A 20,497-nucleotide genomic window follows, 5' to 3' on the forward strand; every position below is an offset into this window, starting at 1 on the left:
TTTTCATAAAGTGACTGTTTTCTTGTCTCACACCCATTCGCCCCTTGGGCAATCCGCAAGAGGAGGAGGAGTTGCTGTCACGGTGTGAAGCGATCAGACAGCACAATTGCGAGTGGATACACAACAACGCATGTCACTGTTGCTGAGTGACTTGGAATTACCGAACGGTATCATTGAAGAATACTTTAACGAAGCAGTTCTTGAGAAGCTTCGCGTCAATAAAGCAAAAGCAACCTGGACATTTGAAATCCGCTTGCCACACGTTTTGCCCCAAAACGTCTATCAACTCTTTACGAGTCGTTTGATAAGTCGGTATCAGCAATTCGCCGAAGTCAAGGTCATCCTATACGCGGATGGTCGACCAGACGAACGCCTGTATCATGATTACTGGCCATATGTCGTGCAAGATCTCGCCGACGTTTCATCGGCGATGCGGACACAACTCGGACGTGTCTTACCGGAGTTCAAAGAACAGAAATTATTCATTCCAGTCCGGAGTGAACCGGAAGCAGGATTCTTAAAAAGTAGCTTATGTGGGGAATTGCAGTTACTTTATAGTGCTTACGGATTCCCGAAATTCAACTGTGAACCGATTGTTCAAATTAACGAATCGAAACAAGAAGCGTTGCGCAATCAGGTGAAACAGGAAGACATGGAAGAAGCAAAGCGGATGCTCGAGTTGCAATTCAAACGGGAACAATCGCGGGATGACGATGAAGGACCGGTTGAGATCCGGATCGGAAAACCGATTCAAGATGAGATTGTCCCAATCAAGACGATCCAAGACGAGGAACGACGGATCGCGATTCGTGGTCTCGTCTTCTCGGCAGAGAGTCGTGAACTACGAAGTGGAAAGACGATCTTTACGTTTAAGATGACGGATTATACGGACTCCCTCGTCGTCAAGATGTTTGCGCGTGACGAAACAGACGTCAAGATTCTCTCTGCGATCAAAAAAGGGATGTGGATCCAGGCGGCAGGTCGCGTTGAGTTCGATACATTCCTGCGCGATCTTTGTATGATGATTGCCCAACTGTCAGAAGTGAAGATGGAAGCACCGGCTGACCCTTGGGCAGGCGAGAAGCGTGTCGAGTTACACGCGCACTCGCAAATGAGCCAGATGGACGCCGTCATGAACGTGACGAAATACGTTGAACGAGCGGCGAAATGGGGTCATCCTGCTGTTGCGATCACGGATCACGCGGGTGCCCAAAGTTTCCCGGATGCCTACTATGCCGGAAAGAAAAACGATATCAAGGTATTGTATGGAATCGAAGCGAATGTCGTCGATGACGGGGTGCAAGTCGCCTATCATCCCGTGGACCGTAACTTAGATGACGCGACATTCGTCGTCTTTGACGTCGAGACGACGGGTCTATCGGCGATGTACAACAAGATCATCGAACTTGCAGCCGTCAAGATCCACGACGGTGATATCATCGATAAGTTCGAAGCATTCGCGGATCCGAAGCATCTATTGTCGGCGACGACGATTGATTTGACAGGGATCACCGATGATATGGTCCGCGGAAAACCAGACCCGGAACAAGTCGTCAAGGAATTCATGGACTGGGTCGGCGACTCGATTCTCGTTGCCCATAATGCCTCATTCGATATCGGATTCTTGAATGCGACACTCCGTTCCGGTGGACACGATGAATCGGTCTTGCCAGTCATTGATACGCTTGAGCTAGCCCGTGTTTTGATGCCGACGCTAAAAAACCACCGATTGAACACACTCGCGAAACGATTTGACATCGAATTGACGCAGCATCACCGCGCCATCTATGACGCGGAAGCGACAGGCTATTTGATGGTCAAATTGCTGCAAATGGCAGATGAGATGTTCGACATGAAGACACACGCCTCACTCAACCGGGAGATGGGGAAAGATATCTCGCGGGCACGACCATACCACGCGACGGTCTATGCGAAGAACCGGACGGGCTTGAAGAATTTGTACCAATTGATTTCGATTGCTCACACGAAACACGTGCACCGTGTCGTCCGCACACCACGCTCGCAACTCGTCGCGCATCGGGATGGATTGATCATTGGATCAGCTTGCGATAATGGCGAGGTGTTTGATGCTGCCTTGAACAAGTCGGACGAAGATTTAGCAAAAGTGATGCAGTTCTATGATTTCATCGAGATTCAGCCACCCGCGATGTATGGTCATTTGATTGAACGGGAAATCGTTCAGAATGAACTCGAACTGCGCGAACTGATCAAAAAGATCATCCGCGTCGCGGAAGAACATGATATCTTACCAGTCGCGACAGGGAACGTGCATTACCTCGATCAACATGACGCGACGTACCGGGAGATCTTGATCCGGACGCAAGGTGGAGCAAACATGCTGAATATGCGAAAACAATTGCCACCGGCACACTTCCGGACGACGAAGGAAATGATGGATGACTTCAAGTTCCTCGGACCGGATGTGTCGGAACGTCTCGTCATCACGAACAGTCAAGCCGTCGCGGAACAGTTCGAGAACATCGACATCATTCCAAAGGATCTCTATACACCGAAGATCGAAGGGGCAGATGAAGAAGTACGGAACTTGTCGTACGATATGGCGCACCGGATTTACGGCGACACGTTACCGGAGATCGTCGAAGCCCGCCTCGAAAAAGAGTTGAAGTCGATCATCGGTCACGGATTCGCCGTTATCTATCTGATTTCCCATAAACTCGTTAAAAAATCACTCGACGACGGCTATTTGGTCGGTTCACGAGGATCGGTCGGATCAAGTCTCGTTGCGACGATGACCGAGATCACGGAAGTCAATCCATTGCCACCGCATTACGTCTGTCCGAATTGTAAGGAATCGGAGTTCTTCGATGACGGTTCCGTCGGTTCGGGATTCGATTTACCGGATAAGTCTTGTTCGAAATGTGATGTCCCATTGTTTAAGGATGGTCATGATATTCCGTTCGAGACGTTCCTCGGATTTAAAGGGGATAAAGTACCGGATATCGATTTGAACTTCAGTGGAGAATACCAGCCACAAGCCCATGCCTATACGAAAGTCCTGTTCGGTGACGATTACGTCTACCGTGCCGGAACGATCGGTACGATCGCTGAGAAGACAGCGTATGGCTACGTCAAAGGGTATCAGTCGGAGAATGAGTTGACGTATCGGAATGCGGAAGTCGATCGTCTCGTCAGTGGTGTCACCGGTGTCAAACGGACGACCGGACAACACCCGGGTGGGATCATCGTTGTACCGGACTATATGGATATTTACGATATTAGTCCGATTCAGTATCCGGCAGACGATATGGGTTCTGAATGGAAGACGACACACTTTGACTTCCACTCGATTCACGATAACTTACTCAAACTCGATATCCTCGGTCACGATGACCCGACAATGATCCGGATGCTACAAGATCTGTCAGGACGTGATCCGAAGACGATTCCGGTCGATGACCCAGAAGTCATGAAAATCTTCAGTTCGACGGAATCGATCGGTGTAACGCCGGAACAGATTGATTCAAAAACAGGAACGCTCGGCATTCCGGAGTTTGGAACAAAGTTCGTCCGCCAAATGTTAGAAGAGACGAAACCGACGACGTTCTCAGAGCTCGTTCAGATTTCAGGACTCTCGCACGGAACGGATGTCTGGCTCGGAAACGCCAGCGAATTGATCTACAACGGAACGTGTGAACTAAAAGACGTCATCGGTTGTCGAGATGACATCATGGTCTACTTGATCTACGCCGGTCTTGAACCGTCGCTTGCCTTTAAAATCATGGAGTCGGTCCGAAAAGGGAAAGGACTCTCGATTGACATGGAAGAGGCGATGATCGAGAACGATGTACCTCTCTGGTATATCGATTCTTGTAAGAAAATCAAGTACATGTTCCCGAAAGCCCATGCTGCCGCCTACGTCTTGATGGCTGTCCGGATTGCTTACTATAAGGTCCACCATCCGATGTATTACTACGCTTCGTACTTTACGGTTCGTGCGGGTGACTTTGATATCGGTGCGATGAATAAAGGCTCTGCTGCCGTTCGGAAAGTCTTGCAAGACATCAAGGATAAAGGATTTGAAGCGACGGCGAAGGATAAAGGGCTGTATACGGTTCTTGAAATCGCGCTTGAGATGATCGAACGTGGCTTTACGTTCCAAAAGGTCGATCTCTACCGCTCAAGTGCAACGGAATTCCTCATTGACGGAGATACGTTGTTACCACCGTTTAATGCCGTGACAGGTCTCGGGACGAATGCAGCGAAGCAGATCGTCGAAGCACGTAAAGGCGGCGAATTCCTCTCGAAGGAAGACCTCCAAAAACGCGCTAAGTTATCGAAATCGATCATTGAGACGCTCGATAACCTAGGCTGTCTCGAAGGGTTACCGGACGAGAATCAGCTCTCCTTGTTCGACTTGTAAGCCCTTAGGAACACTTGCTTTGAGCGCTTTCCTATGCTATATTGAGTGAGGAAATGTTTTTTATACTACGACTTGGAAGGAGTAGGGGGACCTGCTCCTTTCTTGTTTGTTTTTTGAAGGAGGATGAAGATGACGAACGTAACGGAAAAGGTCGAAGCGCTCGCAAAACCAATCGTCGAACGAGAGGGGATGGAGCTAGTCGACGTTGAATTCGTCAAAGAAGGGGCGGATTGGTTCCTACGTGTCTCCATCGACAAAGAGGGTGGCGTGGATCTTGAAGACTGCGTCAAAATCAATGAACAGTTATCGGAAGCATTGAATGACAATGATCCGATCGACGAGCCGTATTACCTCGACGTCGCTAGTCCAGGAGCGGAACGTCCACTGAAGAAAGACGAGGACTTCGAAAAGGCGATTGGGAAACATGTGTACATCAAAACGCACGATCCAGTAAAGAATGCGGTTGAATTCGAAGGAACGTTGCTCGCGTACACACCTGAGATGCTTGAAATCGAAGTGCGTGTCAAAACAAGAAAATTGAAAATTGAGATACCGGTCGACAAGATTTCACTTGCGCGACTTGCGGTAATGTTCTGACGGAAAGGAAGAGAACGATGGGACCACAGTTACTCGAGGCGATCAATCAAATCGCGAAAGAGAAGGAAATTGACAAGAACATCATCATCGATGCGCTCGAACAGGCATTGATTTCAGCGTACCGACGCAACTTCGGAAAAGAATCGGAGGCTGTAAAGGTCGAATTCGACCAGCAGACAGGAGACATCCGTGTCTTCGCGCTTAAGGAAGTCGTCGAACGATTGACACAACCAGAAGAGCAACTTTCGCTTGAAGAAGCGCACGAGATCGATCCGACATATGAACTCGGCGATTTCCATAAAGTCGAAGTGACGCCAGGCGACTTCGGTCGTGTTGCAGCACAAACGGCGAAACAGATCGTCACACAAAAAATGCGTGAAGCAGAACGCGAACGCATCTACAATCACTTCGCGGATCGTGAAGATGAGATCATGACAGGTATCGTCGAGCGTCAAGATGCACGCAACTTGTACGTCAACCTAGAAGGTATCGAAGCTGTCTTGACGACACACGAGCAAATGCCGAACGAGCGTTTCGGGATTCGTGATCGCATCAAGGTGTACGTCACGAAAGTTGATCCAATGGTCAAAGGATCAGGGGCATCGATTCTTGTGTCACGGACACATCCAGGTCTCTTAAAACGTCTCTTTGAAATCGAAGTACCAGAGATTTCAAGTGGCGAAGTCGAAGTCAAGTCTGTGGCGCGTGAAGCGGGCGACCGTTCGAAAATCGCAGTCGCGGCGGATGACATCGATCCAGTCGGTGCATGTGTCGGGCAAAAAGGGGCACGTGTTCAACGCATCGTCAATGATTTGAACGGGGAAAAAATCGATATCGTCCGTTACTCGGATGATCCGAAAGAATATGTTGCGAATGCACTCAGCCCAGCTCAAGTCGTTGCGGTCTATGTCAACGAACCAGCGAAAGCGACAATCGTCGTCGTTCCAGATTTCCAATTGTCGCTTGCCATCGGGAAACGTGGTCAAAACGCGCGTCTCGCAGCGAAATTGACAGGATGGAAAATCGACATCAAGAGCGAGTCTGAAGCGGAAGCAATGGATCTCGAAGATGTCTTCGCGACGGAAGAGCCGGCAGTAGAAGCGGTCCAAGTCGAAGGCGAGGAATAATTCGTGCAAAAAAAGGTACCATTACGTAAGTGTGTCATCACACAAGAAATGAAACCGAAAAAAGAATTAATTCGCGTCGTCCGGACACCTGAACAAGAGGTCGTCATCGATTTAAATGGTAAGATGAATGGGCGAGGTGCCTATTTATCGAAAGATGCGGCAGTCATTGCGACGGCGAAGAAAAAACGGACGCTTGATCATCATTTGAAGGTCAAGACGACAGATGCCTTATACGATGAATTGCTTGAAATCGCGGGAGGTACAAATGAGTAAATGGGAATCCCTTCTCGGTCTCGCGAATCGAGCTAGAAAAGTGACGACGGGAGAAGAACTCGTACTGAAAGAAGTACGAGGAGGACAAGCGAAGCTTGTTCTTTTAGCAGCAGATGCGGGGGCTGCCACGCGTAAGAAAGTCACAGATAAATGTACGAGTTATCAGGTTCCTTACCTAGAAGTCGCCGACCGGACGATTCTCGGTCAAGCATTAGGAAAGGATGCGCGTGTTGTCGTGTCAGTCAATGAAGCCGGATTTGCGAAAAAGCTAACTGAACTCCTCTCGAACGACTAATTGGAGGTGGATCCTTTGGGTAAGCGTGTATACGAATTCGCCAAGGAACAAAACGTAACAAGTAAGCAGGTCATCACCCAGCTCGAAAAGCTGGAGAAACCAGTCAAGAATCATATGGCAGTATTAGATGAACAGACAGTACAGCAACTCGATCAAGTATTTAATCCCGAAAAATATCGGGCTCAAAAGACGGAGGCTCCAAAACAAGTGAAATCAGATAATAAACCGAACCGACCAGGAAGTACAAACAAACCAGCAGGTAACCAATCACGTAACAGCAAAGGCGGACGCCCAGAATTCGGCAACCGTAACAACCGTGGGGGCAAACGTCGTCCGAACCAAAAGAAAGCAGAACCACGCAAACTTGAAGTAGCGGATCCGAACTCGAAGTCGAGTCAACGGAAAGCAGCTCGCCGAGCGCAAGAAGAGGCGATGGCAAACGTCGTTCAATACTCTGACAACTTGACAGTCGGTGAACTCGCTGAAAAAATGGCGAAAAAACCGAATGAACTGATCATGAAATTGATGGGTCTCGGTGTCATGGCGACGATCAACCAAGATCTTGATGACGAGACAGTCGAACTGCTCGCGACAGAGTTTGGTTTTGAAGTCGAAAAGACTGTCCAAGTCGATGAGACGGACTTTGATCAATACGAATTGAACCTTGACCAGTACGAATTGTCTGAACGTCCACCGGTCGTTACGATCATGGGACACGTCGACCACGGTAAAACGACATTGCTCGATTCGATCCGTAACACGAAGGTCACTGCAGGCGAAGCCGGCGGGATCACGCAGCACATCGGTGCTTACCAAGTTGAGATTGACGGCAAGAAGATCACGTTCCTTGATACACCAGGTCACGCGGCGTTCACGACGATGCGTGCACGTGGAGCAGATGTCACGGATATCGCGATCATCGTCGTTGCAGCCGATGACGGTGTCATGCCGCAGACGGAAGAAGCGATCAGCCACGCGAAAGCAGCTGGCGTTCCAATCATCGTCGCTGTCAACAAGATGGATAAAGAGGGTGCGAACCCTGACCGTGTCAAACAAGAATTGACAGAGTTCGAACTCGTTGCAGAGGACTGGGGCGGCGATACGATCTTCGTACCGGTTTCAGCTCTTAAAGGAGACGGCATCGACGAATTGCTCGAGATGATCCTTCTCGTCTCAGAAGTTCAAGAATACAAATCAACACCAGACATGAACGGTCGCGGAACAGTCATCGAGGCGAAACTCGATAAAGGACGCGGTCCAGTCGCTACACTTCTCGTTCAACACGGAACACTTCGCGTTGGTGACCCGATCGTTGTCGGTCACACGTTCGGTCGTATCCGGGCAATGGTCAACGATATCGGTCGTCGTGTCAAAGAAGTCGGACCATCGACGCCAATCGAAATCACAGGTCTAAACGATGTCCCGAAAGCGGGCGATCAATTCTTCGCATTCGAAGATGAGAAAAAAGCACGCCAAATCGGTGAAGCACGTTACCAACGTGAAATCGAAGCACAACGTCGCGATTCAGCGAAAGTTAGCTTAGAAGATCTCTTCGACCGCATCAAAGAAGGCGAAGTCAAGGACCTCAACATCATCATCAAAGGTGATGTCCAAGGTTCAGTTGAAGCCTTAGCCGGTTCATTGAAGAAAATTGATGTCGAAGGTGTTAAAATTAACATCGTACACTCAGGTGTTGGTGCGATCACGGAAGGTGACGTCATCCTCGCCTCGGCAGCAAATGCGATCATCATCGGATTCAACGTTCGTCCGGATGGTAACGCGAAATCAATGGCGGATCAGGAGAAGGTTGAAATTCGTCTTCACCGGATCATCTATAACGCGATTGAAGAAATCGAGCAAGCGATGAAAGGTCTCCTTGATCCTGAATTCGTCGAGAAAATCATCGGTCAAGCTGAAGTCCGCGATGTCATCAAAGTATCGAAAGTTGGTACGATCGCGGGTGGATATGTCACGGAAGGTAAGTTAACGCGTGATGCAGGTGTCCGTGTCGTTCGTGACAGCATTGTCATCTACGAAGGAAAACTCGATACACTTCGCCGCTTCAAAGATGATGTCAAAGAAGTCGCTGCTGGTTACGAGTGTGGTATTAAGATCGAACGTTATGATGACGTAAAAGTCGATGATGTCATCGAAGCGTTCATCATGGAAGAAGTCAAACGGAAGTAACAGAACGGAATCCATTCTTCCGAACTGGAGGGAACAAACATGAGTTTACGCTCGAATCGTGTCGCCGAACAGGTGCGTAAGGAAATTACGCAACTGCTCATCAAGGATGTCAAGGATCCACGCGTCAAGCCGATTACCGTCACAGGTGTCGAAGTGACAGGAGACTTGCAACAAGCGACGATCTTCTATTCAGTCCTCGGTGACGAAAAAGCACGTGAGGATGCGCGCATCGGTCTTGAAAAATCAAAAGGCTTCATGCGTAAGGAAATCGGATCGCGGATTCGTCTGCGGAAAACACCTGAACTATTGTTCGAGGTCGATTCTTCTGTCGAATACGGATCACGCATTGATGAGTTGCTTCGGAATTTGAACAAAGATTAACACCTAAGGCAACCACGCGTGTGGTTGCCTTTTTTCAAGGAGGACATCACGTGGAACCCATCGGAGTATTACCACTAGATAAACCAGCCGGCATGACGAGTCATGATTGTGTCTTTCGTCTACGTCGCTTGTTTCAGACGAAAAAAGTCGGACATACAGGGACGCTTGACCCAGAAGTAACAGGTGTCTTACCGATTTGTCTCGGTCGAGCGACGAAACTTGCCCGTTTCATCACGGATGAAGGAAAACGTTACGCGGCGGAAGTGACGATCGGTTTTGCAACGACGACAGAAGATGCACACGGAGAGATCGTTCGTGAAACACCGGTCGAACCCGAAAGTATTACTGAAGAGGCGATCGCTGATATTCTGAGCGCCTTGACAGGAGAGATCGAACAGACGCCACCGTATTATTCAGCAGTCAAAGTGAACGGGAAGAAACTATACGAATATGCACGAAAAGGGATTGAAGTCGAGCGACCGACACGGATCGTCCGTATCGATCGATTGGAACGGACATCGGACCTTGTGTTCGAAGATGGTCTTTGTCGCTTCCGCCTTGATATCGCATGTGGAAAAGGGACCTATATCCGGACACTAGCAGTCGAAATCGGAGAACGACTCGGTTATGCGGCACACATGAGCGACTTACGCCGGACAGGTTCTGGTGCGATTGCTGAGACGGACACCGTCACACTCGAGACACTCGAATCGTATGAGACAGTCGAAGAGCGGATGCAACACGTCCTTCCGATCGAACACGTCATCCAAAAATGGCCACGATTGACGGTTGATGCAGCAACAGCGCAACGTGTCTTGAACGGAGCAAAGCTGACAAGCATTCCAGTCGAATTCGAGCTGTTTACTGTCTATAATGAAGAGGACGTACCTTTAGCGCTATATCGACGTCTTCCAGAAGAACAGGTAGCACGCGTCGAGGTCATGCTACAAATCGATTAAGATCGGAGAGAGCATCATGGACATCATACATTTGACATATCCGAAACAGCCTCAAAAAGCCCCTGCTGTCATCGCACTTGGCTTTTTTGACGGTGTACATCTCGGACATCAGCAAGTCATCGCAGCAGCACGGAAAGAAGCGGAGGCTCGTCGCCTGCCTTTGGCTGTCATGACCTTTGATCCACATCCGAAACAAGTACTTGGTAAAGGAGATGAACCGGTCCGCTACATCACGCCGCTTGAACGTAAATTAGAGAAAATCGAACGCCTTGGTGTCGATCGTGTTTACGTCATTGAGTTCACGATTCCTTTCTCGGAATTGTCACCGCAAGCTTTCGTCGATGAATATCTGATTGCGTCCGGTGCAGAGCATGTCGTCGCTGGATTTGATTATTCCTATGGTCGCTTCGGAGCTGGCAAAATGACGACGCTTGATTTTCATAGTCGTGGCACGTTCACGCACACCGTTGTAGCAGAGTTCCAAGAAGAAGCAGAAAAAATCAGCTCAACCCGGATTCGTCGTTTACTTGCTGCAGGAGAAGTCGAACCGGCTGCACGTTTACTCGGAGAACCCTACCAAATCAAAGGCACGATCATTCACGGTGACGCACGCGGTCGACAAATTGGCTTCCCGACAGCCAACATGCGCCCAGAATTCGCCTACGTCATACCGAAACTTGGTGTGTATGCGACATTCGTTCGCTTAGCGGACGGTCGTCGATTCAAAGCGATGACGAACGTCGGCAGACGCCCGACGTTTTATGAGACGGGAGACGTCAGTATTGAGACACATCTTCTTGACTTTGATGAGGATCTTTATGGTCAAGAATTGACGCTTGAATGGATTGCTTATTTACGCGATGAAAAAGCCTTCAATGGTATCGATCAATTGAAAGAACAGTTGGCACGAGACCGCGAAGAGGCAAATACACGATTAAGCGTTTGACAGTACGGACAGGGTTCGTTATGATAGGTCAGTACGATTACGTACAGCCGATTCACTTGGCATCTGGTCTCACCATCCGATGCTCGGGAATACGGTCATTCATAAGATGGAGGTGGAGTGACAATGGCACTCACAAAAGAACGTAAAAACGAAATCATCGAAGCATATGCTACGAAACAAGGTGATACTGGTTCGCCGGAAGTACAAGTTGCTGTTTTAACTGAACAGATCACAACTTTGAACGATCACTTACGTACACACAAAAAGGATCACCACTCACGTCGTGGTCTCTTGAAAATGGTCGGTCGTCGCCGTAACTTGCTCACATACCTTCGTAACAAGGATGTTGCACGTTACCGTTCGTTGATCGAGCGTCTTGGTCTCCGTCGCTAATCCCGACGAGAACGAGGTAGGGAAGCAGGAGCATCGTCTCCTGTTTCTTTTTTTTGCCGATTCATGGACTTTTTGCGCAAGAACCTACATAATTAGATTTGAATGAAAAAACGGATAGCAGTGAGAGGAGATTTGTGCATGTCACAAACAAAACAGACGTTTTCGACCGAACTCGGTGGACGTCCATTAACGATTGAAATCGGTCAATTAGCAAAACAAGCGAACGGAGCAGCATTGATTCGCTACGGCGATACAGCCGTTCTTGCTACGGTCGTTGCATCAAAACAACCGAAGGACTTAGATTTCTTCCCATTAACAGTGAACTATGAAGAAAAATTATATGCGGCAGGGAAAATCCCAGGTGGATTCCTCAAACGTGAAGGACGCCCTGGAGAGAGCGCGATCTTGACTTCGCGTCTGATCGACCGTCCGATCCGTCCATTATTCCCGGACGGTTTCCGTCACGACGTTCAAGTCGCGACGACGGTTCTTTCGTCAGATGCTGACAATTCACCAGAAGTCGCTGCGATGATCGGAGCTTCGATTGCGCTTTCGATCTCGGATATTCCATTCGACGGTCCAATCGCAGGCGTGACAATCGGTCGCGTCGACGGAGAGTTCGTCGTGAACCCGACTTCAGCGCAAATGGAAGTCAGCGACATCGACCTTCAAGTTGCCGGGACAAAACATGCCGTCAACATGGTTGAAGCAGGTGCGAAGGAAGTATCGGAACAAGCAATGCTTGAAGCGATCTTGCTCGGACACGATGTCATCAAGGAAATGATCGCGTTCCAAGAAGAAATCGTCGCACAAGTCGGTAAAGAGAAGTTTGACTACACGGTATCAAGCTTCGATGAGACAATCGTCAATCGCCTGAAAGCAGAAGCATTGGCAGAAGTCACACAAGCAGTTCAAGTCGAAGAAAAACAAGCACGTGACGTTGCCATCAACGAAGTCATCGCAAAATACATCGAGTTGTATGCAGCTGACGAGTCAGTCACAGCAGAACAACTAGCAGAAGTATCAGGCGTTCTCAACAAGTTCGTCAAAGACGAAGTCCGCCGTCTGATCACAGAAGATAAAATCCGTCCAGATGGTCGTGGTCTTGCTGAGATCCGTCCACTTGATTCAGAAGTCGGTCTCTTACCACGTGCACACGGTTCAGGTTTGTTCACTCGCGGTCAGACACAAGTCTTGTCTGTTGCGACACTCGGTGTTGCGGGTGACGCTCAAATCATCGATGGACTGGGTCTGAAGGAAGAGAAGCGTTTCATGCACCACTATAACTTCCCGCCATTCTCAGTCGGGGAAGCACGTCCGATGCGTGCACCAGGTCGTCGTGAAATTGGTCACGGGGCACTTGGAGAACGCGCACTCTTACCAGTTCTTCCGAATGAAGTCGATTTCCCGTACACGATTCGTCTCGTGTCAGAAGTCCTTGAGTCGAACGGTTCTTCATCACAGGCTTCAATCTGTGGTTCGATTCTTGCCATGATGGATGCTGGTGTTCCACTTAAAGCACCTGTCGCTGGTATTGCGATGGGCTTGATCATGGAAGGCGACAATTACTCGATCTTGACGGATATCCAAGGGATGGAAGATCATCTCGGAGATATGGACTTTAAAGTCGCTGGAACTCACGAAGGTGTCACAGCTCTGCAAATGGATATGAAAATTGGCGGAATCACGCGTCAAATCCTCGAAGAAGCACTCGAGCAAGCACGTCTTGGTCGTCTGCACATTCTTGAGCATATGCAAACGGTCATCGCTGAACCACGTGTCGAATTGTCACAATACGCACCAAAAATCGTCACACTCAAAATCAATCCAGATAAAATCCGTGATGTCATCGGACCTGGTGGTAAAGTCATCAACGGTATCATCGATGAGACAGGCGTCAAGATCGACATCGATCAAGACGGAACCGTCTTTATCGCTTCGACGGATCAAGCCGGCATCGATCGTGCCCGTCAATTGGTCGAAGATATCGTCCGTGAAGTCGTCGTCGGTGAAGAGTTCGATGGAACAGTTCGTCGTGTTGAGAAATTCGGTGCATTCGTCGAATTGTTCAAAGGAAAAGACGCACTCGTCCACATTTCGGAACTCGCACTTAACCGTGTCGGTCAAACGGAAGATGTCGTCAAACTTGGAGATAAGCTAAAAGTCCGTGTCACGGAAATCGATGACAAAGGACGCGTCAACGCTTCACACAAAGTCCTGCTCGTCGAAGGCTTAAGTGAAGAAGATCGTGCTGCATACGAAGAAAAGAAAAAGACAGAGCGTGAGAACCGCCCGCCACGTCGGGATCAGGGTTCACGCCCACCACGTGACGGACAACGTCCACCACGTCGTAACTAATGAATCCAAGGTGGCTCGACGGTGCAGAGAATGCAACGAGAGCCACCTTGTTTCCTATATTTGGAGGAATTACTATGATCGAACGGATACAATTAGAAAACGGAGTTCGACTGATCGTTGAACGGATGCCGGAAGCACGCAGCGTCGCGACCGGAATCTTCATTCAAGCAGGAAGTCGGACGGAACAGATCGAGGAGCATGGTATCAGTCATCTCATCGAGCATATGATGTTTAAAGGAACAAAACGCCATACGGCAAAAGAGATTGCGGTTTACTTTGACCGACTTGGTGGAAATATTAATGCGTTCACGAGTAAGGATCAAACGTGTTATTACGTCAAGACACTAGATGAACATGCAGGCGAAGCCTTTCACGTATTGGCGGACATGTTCCTTGAATCGACGTTTGACGCGGATGAACTGGAAAAAGAGAAAAAGGTCGTCATTGAAGAGATCAAGATGTACGATGACACACCGGATGATCTCGTCCATGAGTTATTAGCTGTTGCGGCTTACGGAGAAGATGTCATGGCTCGACCGATTCTTGGAACGGAAGAGAGTGTGCTTCGGATTGATCGTGCGATGATCGGACGATATCTCGAAGAAGCGTATGCTCCGGATCAAATCGTCATTTCCGTTGCCGGAAACGTCTCAGACGAGTTGATTGCGCAGATTCAAGAGCGGATGTCGATTCTCGAATCACGATCGAAGACACGCGAGACGACAGAGCCAAGGTTACAAAATGGTGTGATTCGTAAGGAAAAGGATACGGAGCAGGCTCATATTTGTTATAATTTCCGTGCGATTCCTTCTGCTGACCCACGTTTGCCTGCCCTCGCCTTACTCAATAATGCATTCGGTGCGACGATGTCGAGTCGCTTGTTCCAATCCATCCGAGAGGAACGCGGTCTTGCCTATTCAGTCTTTTCCTATTACACGACGTTTGACGATCATGGAACGTTCACGATCTATGTCGGCACGTCTCCGGAATCGGTCGAAGAGGTCGAACAGGTCCTCGCTGCTGAAATCGATCGCTTGAAGCGGGATGGATTATCGACGAAGGAACTCGAAGATGGGATTGAACAGCTGAAAGGTTCTCTGATTCTAGGCAACGAAGGCACATCGAGTCACATGAATCGAAACGCCCGAAATGAGTTGCATCTACATCGCCATCCATCACTTGAAGAAGTGTTAGCGGATGTCGAACGGATTCGTCCATCGGATATCGAAGGGCTGATTGAGCACATCTTTTCGGAGGAACCGGCAAAGGCCTATATTCTTCCGGCAGACGAAGAAGAGGAAGCATGATAGCAGAACGGAATAGATGAAACATATGAAATGACGATGTCGAGAAAGAAGGAATACCGTTGAATTTAGCTGAATTGATTCAAGTCATACAGACGCAAAAAATCGAACGAATGGTAGAAGTGGACGTTACGTCCATTACGACCGATTCACGGGATGTTAAACCGGGAACATTGTTCGTCGCCATCAAAGGATATACTGTTGATGGACACGACTATGCTAAACAGGCGGAAGCACAAGGAGCGGTCGCGATCGTTGCGGAACAACCGGTCGACGTGTCGATTCCTGTCATTCTTGTTCGTAGTACATCACGTGCCATTGCCGAGTTGGCTGGCAAATTCTATGATTATCCTTCTGAAAAGATGCGGATGATTGGTATTACGGGAACGAATGGGAAAACGACGACGACGACGATCGTCCGTGATATATTAGCGCACCTTGGTCGGAAGACGGGCATCATCGGTACGGTTGAAGTCAAGATTGGTGACCGCGTCGTGCCAAGTCGCAATACGACACCACAAAGCTCCGAGTTACAAGCCTTTCTGTATCAGATGCACGAAGAAGATGTCCAAGATGTCATCATGGAAGTCTCTTCACATGGATTAGAGCTTGGTCGGGTAACGGGTGTCGATTACGACGTTGCGGGATTCACGAATCTGACGCATGATCACCTTGATTTCCACAAAACGTTTGAAAACTATGCGCGTGCCAAAGGATTGTTGTTTGCACAACTCGGTCAACGGCTGTCGACAGAGAAAGTCGCGGTCTTGAATGCGGATGATCCGACGAGTGAGCTGTATGAGATGATGACAGGTGCTCGTGTCATGACATACGGCATCGACAACGCAGCTGATCTTCGAGCAACAGCGATTGAACAGTCGCTTCAACAAACGACGTTCACGATGCTGTACAAGGAAGAACAAGTCGATGTCACGGCGAATTTCATCGGTCGCTTCAACGTCTACAATCTGTTGCTTGCGACAGGGATCCTCTTATCTTGCGGATATGAGCTAGCGACGATTGCAGGCGCGATTTCAGCAATCCGTCCGGCAAAAGGTCGGATGCAACGCTTGCCGATTGAAGGATATAACGTGTATGTCGACTATGCGCATACGCCTGACGGCATCGAACAGTGTCTGAAAGCACTCGTTGACGTACCGAAGGAAAAGATCGTCTTCCTGATCGGGACAGGTGGAAATCGCGATGTGACGAAACGACCAAAGATGGGCGAACTCGCTTCGACGTACGCAGGAACCGTTGTCATCACAACGGATGATCCACGATATGAAGCATATGAGTCGATTACATCCGGCATCGCCAAAGGGATGACCCACGATCAGTTCGTTGAAATCGGTGATCGGGAAGAGGCTGTGCGTTACGCAGCACGACTCGCACGACCAGATAATATCGTCATCTTAGCCGGTAAGGGCCATGAAAAATATCAAATCATTGGGGATGAGAAATTCCCGCTCGATGAGGAAATCATCGTCAAAGAGATGATACGGCAAATGGAGGAACAGAAGTGACTTATCAACCAATCGTTGTAACCATAGATCAATTTGAAACATTCGTAAAAACACATCCCAAAGGCGACTTACTCCAGCTTCCAGCATGGGGAGAAGTCAAAAGCGCGACAGGATGGACACATGAACGGATCGCGGTCGGAACGGCTTCCGGTGAGATTGCCGGAGTTGGTCTTCTTTTGTTCAAGAAAGTACCGAAGCTACCGTTCACGCTTTGTTATGCACCGCGCGGTTTCGTCGTCGATTATACGGATACGGACGCACTTCGCGCCCTTCGTGACGAAGCGATTCGTGTCGCAAAACAACAGAAGGCAATTGCGATTAAATTTGATCCAAACGTCGAGCGGGAAGAATATCCTGGTCTGTTGCAGGAGATGCAAGGACTTGGCTTTAAACATAATGGCTTCGGTGGCGGTTTTGACTACGCGCAGCCACGCTTTACGATGGAGACGAGTCTTGTAGGGACAGAAAAAGAGATCTTCGACGGTTTCCATTCGAAGTTCCGCTACAACGTCCGCCTTGCTGAACGCAAAGGTATCGTATGCGAACAAGCGGATCGTGAAGGGCTAAAGACATTTGCGAAACTGATGGTCGAGACGGGCGAACGGGATGGTTTCTCGATCCGCGGTCTGGATTATTTCGAGAATCTGTACGATCATCTTCACCCAAAAGGTGATGCGGTCTTGTTTTTGACGAAACTCGATGTCGTTCGTGCGCTTGAGAATACGGAAGCCTTATTACTTCAAGCCGATAAGGAGCTCTCGAAGATTCATCGTCAGCTCGAGAAAGAAACGGCTGAGAAGAAGCTAAAAAGCTTAAACAACCGCTTGGAACAGACGACAGCACAAATCGAAAAAGCCGAGAAGTCGAAGACGGAATTGATGACGATTGCTGCCAAACATCCAAACGGTGTCATCCTGTCTGGTGGTCTTTTGACGCTTGCTGGTCGTCGCTCGTATTACTTATACGGCGCTTCATCGAACGAGTACCGGGAATTCATGCCGAACCACTTGATGCAGTGGACGATGATGCAATATGCGAAAGAACATGGTGCGCTCTCCTATGACTTCGGTGGAGTCAGTGGTTCGACAGACCCGGATGATCATTACGCGGGACTCTATGCCTTTAAATCTGGTTGGGGTAGCCGGATGATTGAAAAAATCGGTGAGTTCGATTATGTACTCAATCGTCCGCTCTATCTGTTGCTTGAGACTGGGTTACCGATTCTACAAAAACTTCGGAAGAAGCTTCGCCGCTGATGAAACGGGGAACAATCTTCGGTTGGATCGTATTTTTATTGACGATGTTTGCGATTGGATTGTTTCTTGCGGCATCCATGAATCGGATGCCGACGATTTTAATGGATCAACCGGAGCTCGGGATTGATAGTTGTCCACGAGATGTAGCGGGGGAAGATCGCTTAATTAATGCAAGCGAGACGAACCTGAAGCGTCTCCACCCAGCTGTCGAAGCAGGGGCAAAGGATCTGATCCGTGTTGCGCATTCGTGCTACAATATCGATATCAAGATTACGCAAGGATACCGCTCGATTCAGCAACAGAACGCGCTTTATGAACAAGGACGTTCTAAGGCAGGGGAAGTCGTCACGAATGCACGTGGTGGTGAATCGATGCACAATTATGGACTCGCTGTCGATTTCGTTCAGCTCGTGAATGGAGAGATTTCATATGATCTTGAGTATGATGGGAATCGGTCAGGGAAAAGTGATTGGCGTGAAGTCGCGGATATCGGAAAAGCGCTCGGTTTTGAATGGGGAGGCGATTGGAAACGATTCGTCGACTATCCTCATTTTGAGATGACGTTCGGGTATTCGCTCGACGAACTGAAGGCTGGTGAACGTCCAAGCCGTTCGGAAAAAGCGAAACGAACGGAAGAAGTCGAAGATTTGTTGAATACGTGATCAACGTCATTCCTGGAGTAATGTGGCAGGAATGACGTTTTTTTTAGATTTCCTAGTCCGATTGTTGGCAGATTGTGAAAATTCGGCTAGAATAGTGATAGTGATAAGTGGACGGCTCACGAAAAGTGAATATGAATTATAGGAGGTCATGTTGTGTCAAAGAAGAAGACGGAAAAAGTAAGCGTCTTTGCTCTTGGTGGCGCCGGTGAGATCGGGAAGAACATGTACGTCGTCGAACTCGACGAGGACATCTTCGTCATCGATGCCGGATTAATGTTCCCAGGAGACGAGATGCTTGGAATCGATAAAGTCATTCCAGACATCAGTTATTTAAAAGAAAACAAAGAGCGGATTCAAGGGATTTTCATTACCCATGGTCACGAGGATCATATCGGGGCACTCAGTTACGTCTTGCGTGACTTAAAAGTACCGGTTTACGGAACGCGTTTGACGCTCGGTTTGATTGAACACAAATTAAAAGAAGCCGGTTTATTGAAAAAGGCAGATCTTCGTCCAATTGATGCCAAGACGAAATTAACCGTTGCAGGTCATTTTATTACGTTCTTCCGGGTCAACCACTCGATTCCGGATGCAGTCGGGGTATGTATTCAAACATCTCAAGGTGCGATCGTCCATACAGGGGATTTCAAGTTCGATTACACACCAGTTGATGGAAAACAGGCGGATTTCGGGAAGATTGCAGCAATTGGTCAACGGGGAGTGCTTTGCTTACTGTCTGACTCAACGAATGCAGAGCGACCAGGGATGTCTGGATCAGAATCGATCGTCGGTTCTGAACTGAACGACGTCATCTATGAGGCACCAGGTCGTGTCATCGTCGCTTCATTTGCTTCGAACATTCATCGTCTACAACAAGTGTTTGCGGCAGCAGAAGCGAACAATCGAAAAGTAGCGGTCGTTGGTCGTAGCATGGTCAATAACGTCGAAGTGGCACAGCGTTTGAATTACTTACGCTTCAAACAGAAAACATTGATTGATCTATCTGACATCAACCGCCTCGACGACAACCAAGTCGTCATCTTGACGACAGGATCGCAAGGTGAGCCGATGGCAGCCTTGACACGAATGGCGCGTAACGCACATAAGCAAGTCAATATTCGCTTGAACGATACGGTCGTCGTTGCGGCTTCGCCGATTCCGGGTAACGAAAAGTCGGTTTCGAAAACGATCGATCTTTTGTTCCGTGCTGGTGCGAATGTCATTTACAACCAACGGAAAGTACACGTGTCCGGTCACGGTCATGCGGAAGATCTGAAGTTGATGCTCAACTTGATCAAACCGAAATTCTTCCTACCGATTCACGGAGAATTCCGGATGCAAAAGGCACACAGTCGTCTCGCACAGACGGTTGGCGTCAATGCGAACAACATCTTCATCATCGAGAATGGGGATGTCGTTGAGTTCGAGAAGCGCAAAGCACGGATGTCACGCAAAGTGAACGCTGGAAACGTCTTGATCGACGGAATCGGTGTGGGTGATGTCGGAAACATCGTCCTTCGTGATCGTCGCTTGTTATCGCAAGACGGTGTCGTCCTTTGTGTCATTACGATCAGCCGGAAAAACAAAACGATCGTATCGGGACCAGAAATCATCTCTCGCGGATTCGTCTACATGCGTGAATCAGAGGATATGATCAACGAAGCAAACCGAATCGTTGCGAAACAACTACAAGGTAAATTAAACGGAGAATTGGATTGGACGGAGATGAAGTCGTTGATTCGAGATAAACTGAGTGCTTATCTCTATGAACAGACGAAACGCCGCCCGATGATTCTTCCAATCATCATGGAGATTTAACAAACGAGCGGCT

The 20,497-nt window shown here is 48.7% G+C and carries 16 protein-coding genes; all 16 read left to right on the top strand.

What is annotated here, in order from left to right:
* Nucleotides 1–130 precede the first annotated feature (130 nt).
* The 16 genes from NOM72_RS04745 to NOM72_RS04820 all read left to right on the top strand — a co-directional run bounded on the left by NOM72_RS04745 (nt 131) and on the right by NOM72_RS04820 (nt 20,484).
* A complete protein-coding gene (locus tag NOM72_RS04745) occupies nt 131–4,402 on the top strand; it encodes a PolC-type DNA polymerase III (RefSeq protein ID WP_200934663.1) in 4,272 nt (1,423 codons plus the stop codon).
* A 129-nt stretch (nt 4,403–4,531) separates the two neighbouring features.
* Complete coding sequence (rimP, locus tag NOM72_RS04750) at nt 4,532–4,999, top strand: ribosome maturation factor RimP (RefSeq protein WP_023468684.1); 468 nt, start codon at nt 4,532–4,534, stop codon at nt 4,997–4,999.
* A gap of 17 nt (nt 5,000–5,016) precedes the next feature.
* Entirely contained in the window at nt 5,017–6,126 is a 1,110-nt protein-coding gene (gene nusA, locus NOM72_RS04755; protein ID WP_023468683.1) for a transcription termination factor NusA, read from the top strand.
* Between the two features lie 3 nt (nt 6,127–6,129).
* A complete protein-coding gene (gene rnpM, locus NOM72_RS04760) occupies nt 6,130–6,399 on the top strand; it encodes an RNase P modulator RnpM (protein ID WP_023468682.1) in 270 nt (89 codons plus the stop codon).
* Entirely contained in the window at nt 6,392–6,694 is a 303-nt protein-coding gene (locus NOM72_RS04765) for a YlxQ family RNA-binding protein (RefSeq protein WP_023468681.1), read from the top strand. Before rnpM ends, NOM72_RS04765 begins: the two co-directional genes overlap by 8 nt.
* 15 nt (nt 6,695–6,709) lie before the next feature.
* On the top strand, nt 6,710–8,881 hold the full coding sequence (infB, locus tag NOM72_RS04770; RefSeq protein ID WP_023468680.1) for a translation initiation factor IF-2: 2,172 nt from the start codon (nt 6,710–6,712) through the stop codon (nt 8,879–8,881).
* A gap of 39 nt (nt 8,882–8,920) precedes the next feature.
* Nucleotides 8,921–9,262: a 30S ribosome-binding factor RbfA gene (rbfA, locus tag NOM72_RS04775; RefSeq protein ID WP_023468679.1), complete on the top strand. Its 342-nt coding sequence runs from the start codon at nt 8,921–8,923 to the stop codon at nt 9,260–9,262.
* A 50-nt stretch (nt 9,263–9,312) separates the two neighbouring features.
* The gene (truB, locus tag NOM72_RS04780) at nt 9,313–10,221 is read left to right on the top strand and encodes a tRNA pseudouridine(55) synthase TruB (RefSeq protein WP_023468678.1); all 909 of its coding nucleotides are present in this window, start codon (nt 9,313–9,315) and stop codon (nt 10,219–10,221) included.
* Nucleotides 10,222–10,237: 16 nt separating this feature from the next.
* Nucleotides 10,238–11,167 (top strand): bifunctional riboflavin kinase/FAD synthetase, encoded by a 930-nt coding sequence (locus tag NOM72_RS04785; RefSeq protein ID WP_255997952.1) that lies wholly within the window; start codon nt 10,238–10,240, stop codon nt 11,165–11,167.
* 123 nt (nt 11,168–11,290) lie between these two features.
* Complete coding sequence (gene rpsO / locus NOM72_RS04790; protein ID WP_023468676.1) at nt 11,291–11,560, top strand: 30S ribosomal protein S15; 270 nt, start codon at nt 11,291–11,293, stop codon at nt 11,558–11,560.
* Between the two features lie 138 nt (nt 11,561–11,698).
* The gene (pnp, locus tag NOM72_RS04795; RefSeq protein ID WP_075642535.1) at nt 11,699–13,918 is read left to right on the top strand and encodes a polyribonucleotide nucleotidyltransferase; all 2,220 of its coding nucleotides are present in this window, start codon (nt 11,699–11,701) and stop codon (nt 13,916–13,918) included.
* Nucleotides 13,919–13,992: 74 nt separating this feature from the next.
* A complete protein-coding gene (locus NOM72_RS04800) occupies nt 13,993–15,225 on the top strand; it encodes a M16 family metallopeptidase (protein ID WP_023468674.1) in 1,233 nt (410 codons plus the stop codon).
* A gap of 74 nt (nt 15,226–15,299) precedes the next feature.
* The gene (locus NOM72_RS04805; RefSeq protein ID WP_483298312.1) at nt 15,300–16,748 is read left to right on the top strand and encodes a UDP-N-acetylmuramoyl-L-alanyl-D-glutamate--2,6-diaminopimelate ligase; all 1,449 of its coding nucleotides are present in this window, start codon (nt 15,300–15,302) and stop codon (nt 16,746–16,748) included.
* Nucleotides 16,745–18,004: a lipid II:glycine glycyltransferase FemX gene (locus NOM72_RS04810; protein ID WP_029342035.1), complete on the top strand. Its 1,260-nt coding sequence runs from the start codon at nt 16,745–16,747 to the stop codon at nt 18,002–18,004. Before NOM72_RS04805 ends, NOM72_RS04810 begins: the two co-directional genes overlap by 4 nt.
* Complete coding sequence (locus tag NOM72_RS04815) at nt 18,004–18,666, top strand: M15 family metallopeptidase (RefSeq protein ID WP_023468671.1); 663 nt, start codon at nt 18,004–18,006, stop codon at nt 18,664–18,666. The genes NOM72_RS04810 and NOM72_RS04815 overlap by 1 nt, the downstream gene beginning before the upstream one ends.
* A gap of 153 nt (nt 18,667–18,819) precedes the next feature.
* Entirely contained in the window at nt 18,820–20,484 is a 1,665-nt protein-coding gene (locus NOM72_RS04820) for a ribonuclease J (protein WP_023468670.1), read from the top strand.
* The last annotated feature ends 13 nt before the right edge of the window (nt 20,485–20,497 follow it).

The sequence above is a fragment of the Exiguobacterium sp. LL15 genome, from assembly GCF_024436095.1.
In the GTDB taxonomy this organism is placed as follows: domain Bacteria; phylum Bacillota; class Bacilli; order Exiguobacteriales; family Exiguobacteriaceae; genus Exiguobacterium_A; species Exiguobacterium_A indicum.

What these genes read in the sequence shown, in the direction of transcription:
- NOM72_RS04745 (WP_200934663.1), top strand. Translation starts at nt 131, where the DNA reads ATGTCACTGTTGCTGAGTGACTTGGAATTACCGAACGGTATCATTGAA.
- rimP (WP_023468684.1), top strand. Translation starts at nt 4,532, where the DNA reads ATGACGAACGTAACGGAAAAGGTCGAAGCGCTCGCAAAACCAATCGTC.
- nusA (WP_023468683.1), top strand. Translation starts at nt 5,017, where the DNA reads ATGGGACCACAGTTACTCGAGGCGATCAATCAAATCGCGAAAGAGAAG.
- NOM72_RS04765 (WP_023468681.1), top strand. Translation starts at nt 6,392, where the DNA reads ATGAGTAAATGGGAATCCCTTCTCGGTCTCGCGAATCGAGCTAGAAAA.
- rbfA (WP_023468679.1), top strand. Translation starts at nt 8,921, where the DNA reads ATGAGTTTACGCTCGAATCGTGTCGCCGAACAGGTGCGTAAGGAAATT.
- NOM72_RS04785 (WP_255997952.1), top strand. Translation starts at nt 10,238, where the DNA reads ATGGACATCATACATTTGACATATCCGAAACAGCCTCAAAAAGCCCCT.
- rpsO (WP_023468676.1), top strand. Translation starts at nt 11,291, where the DNA reads ATGGCACTCACAAAAGAACGTAAAAACGAAATCATCGAAGCATATGCT.
- pnp (WP_075642535.1), top strand. Translation starts at nt 11,699, where the DNA reads ATGTCACAAACAAAACAGACGTTTTCGACCGAACTCGGTGGACGTCCA.
- NOM72_RS04800 (WP_023468674.1), top strand. Translation starts at nt 13,993, where the DNA reads ATGATCGAACGGATACAATTAGAAAACGGAGTTCGACTGATCGTTGAA.
- NOM72_RS04815 (WP_023468671.1), top strand. Translation starts at nt 18,004, where the DNA reads ATGAAACGGGGAACAATCTTCGGTTGGATCGTATTTTTATTGACGATG.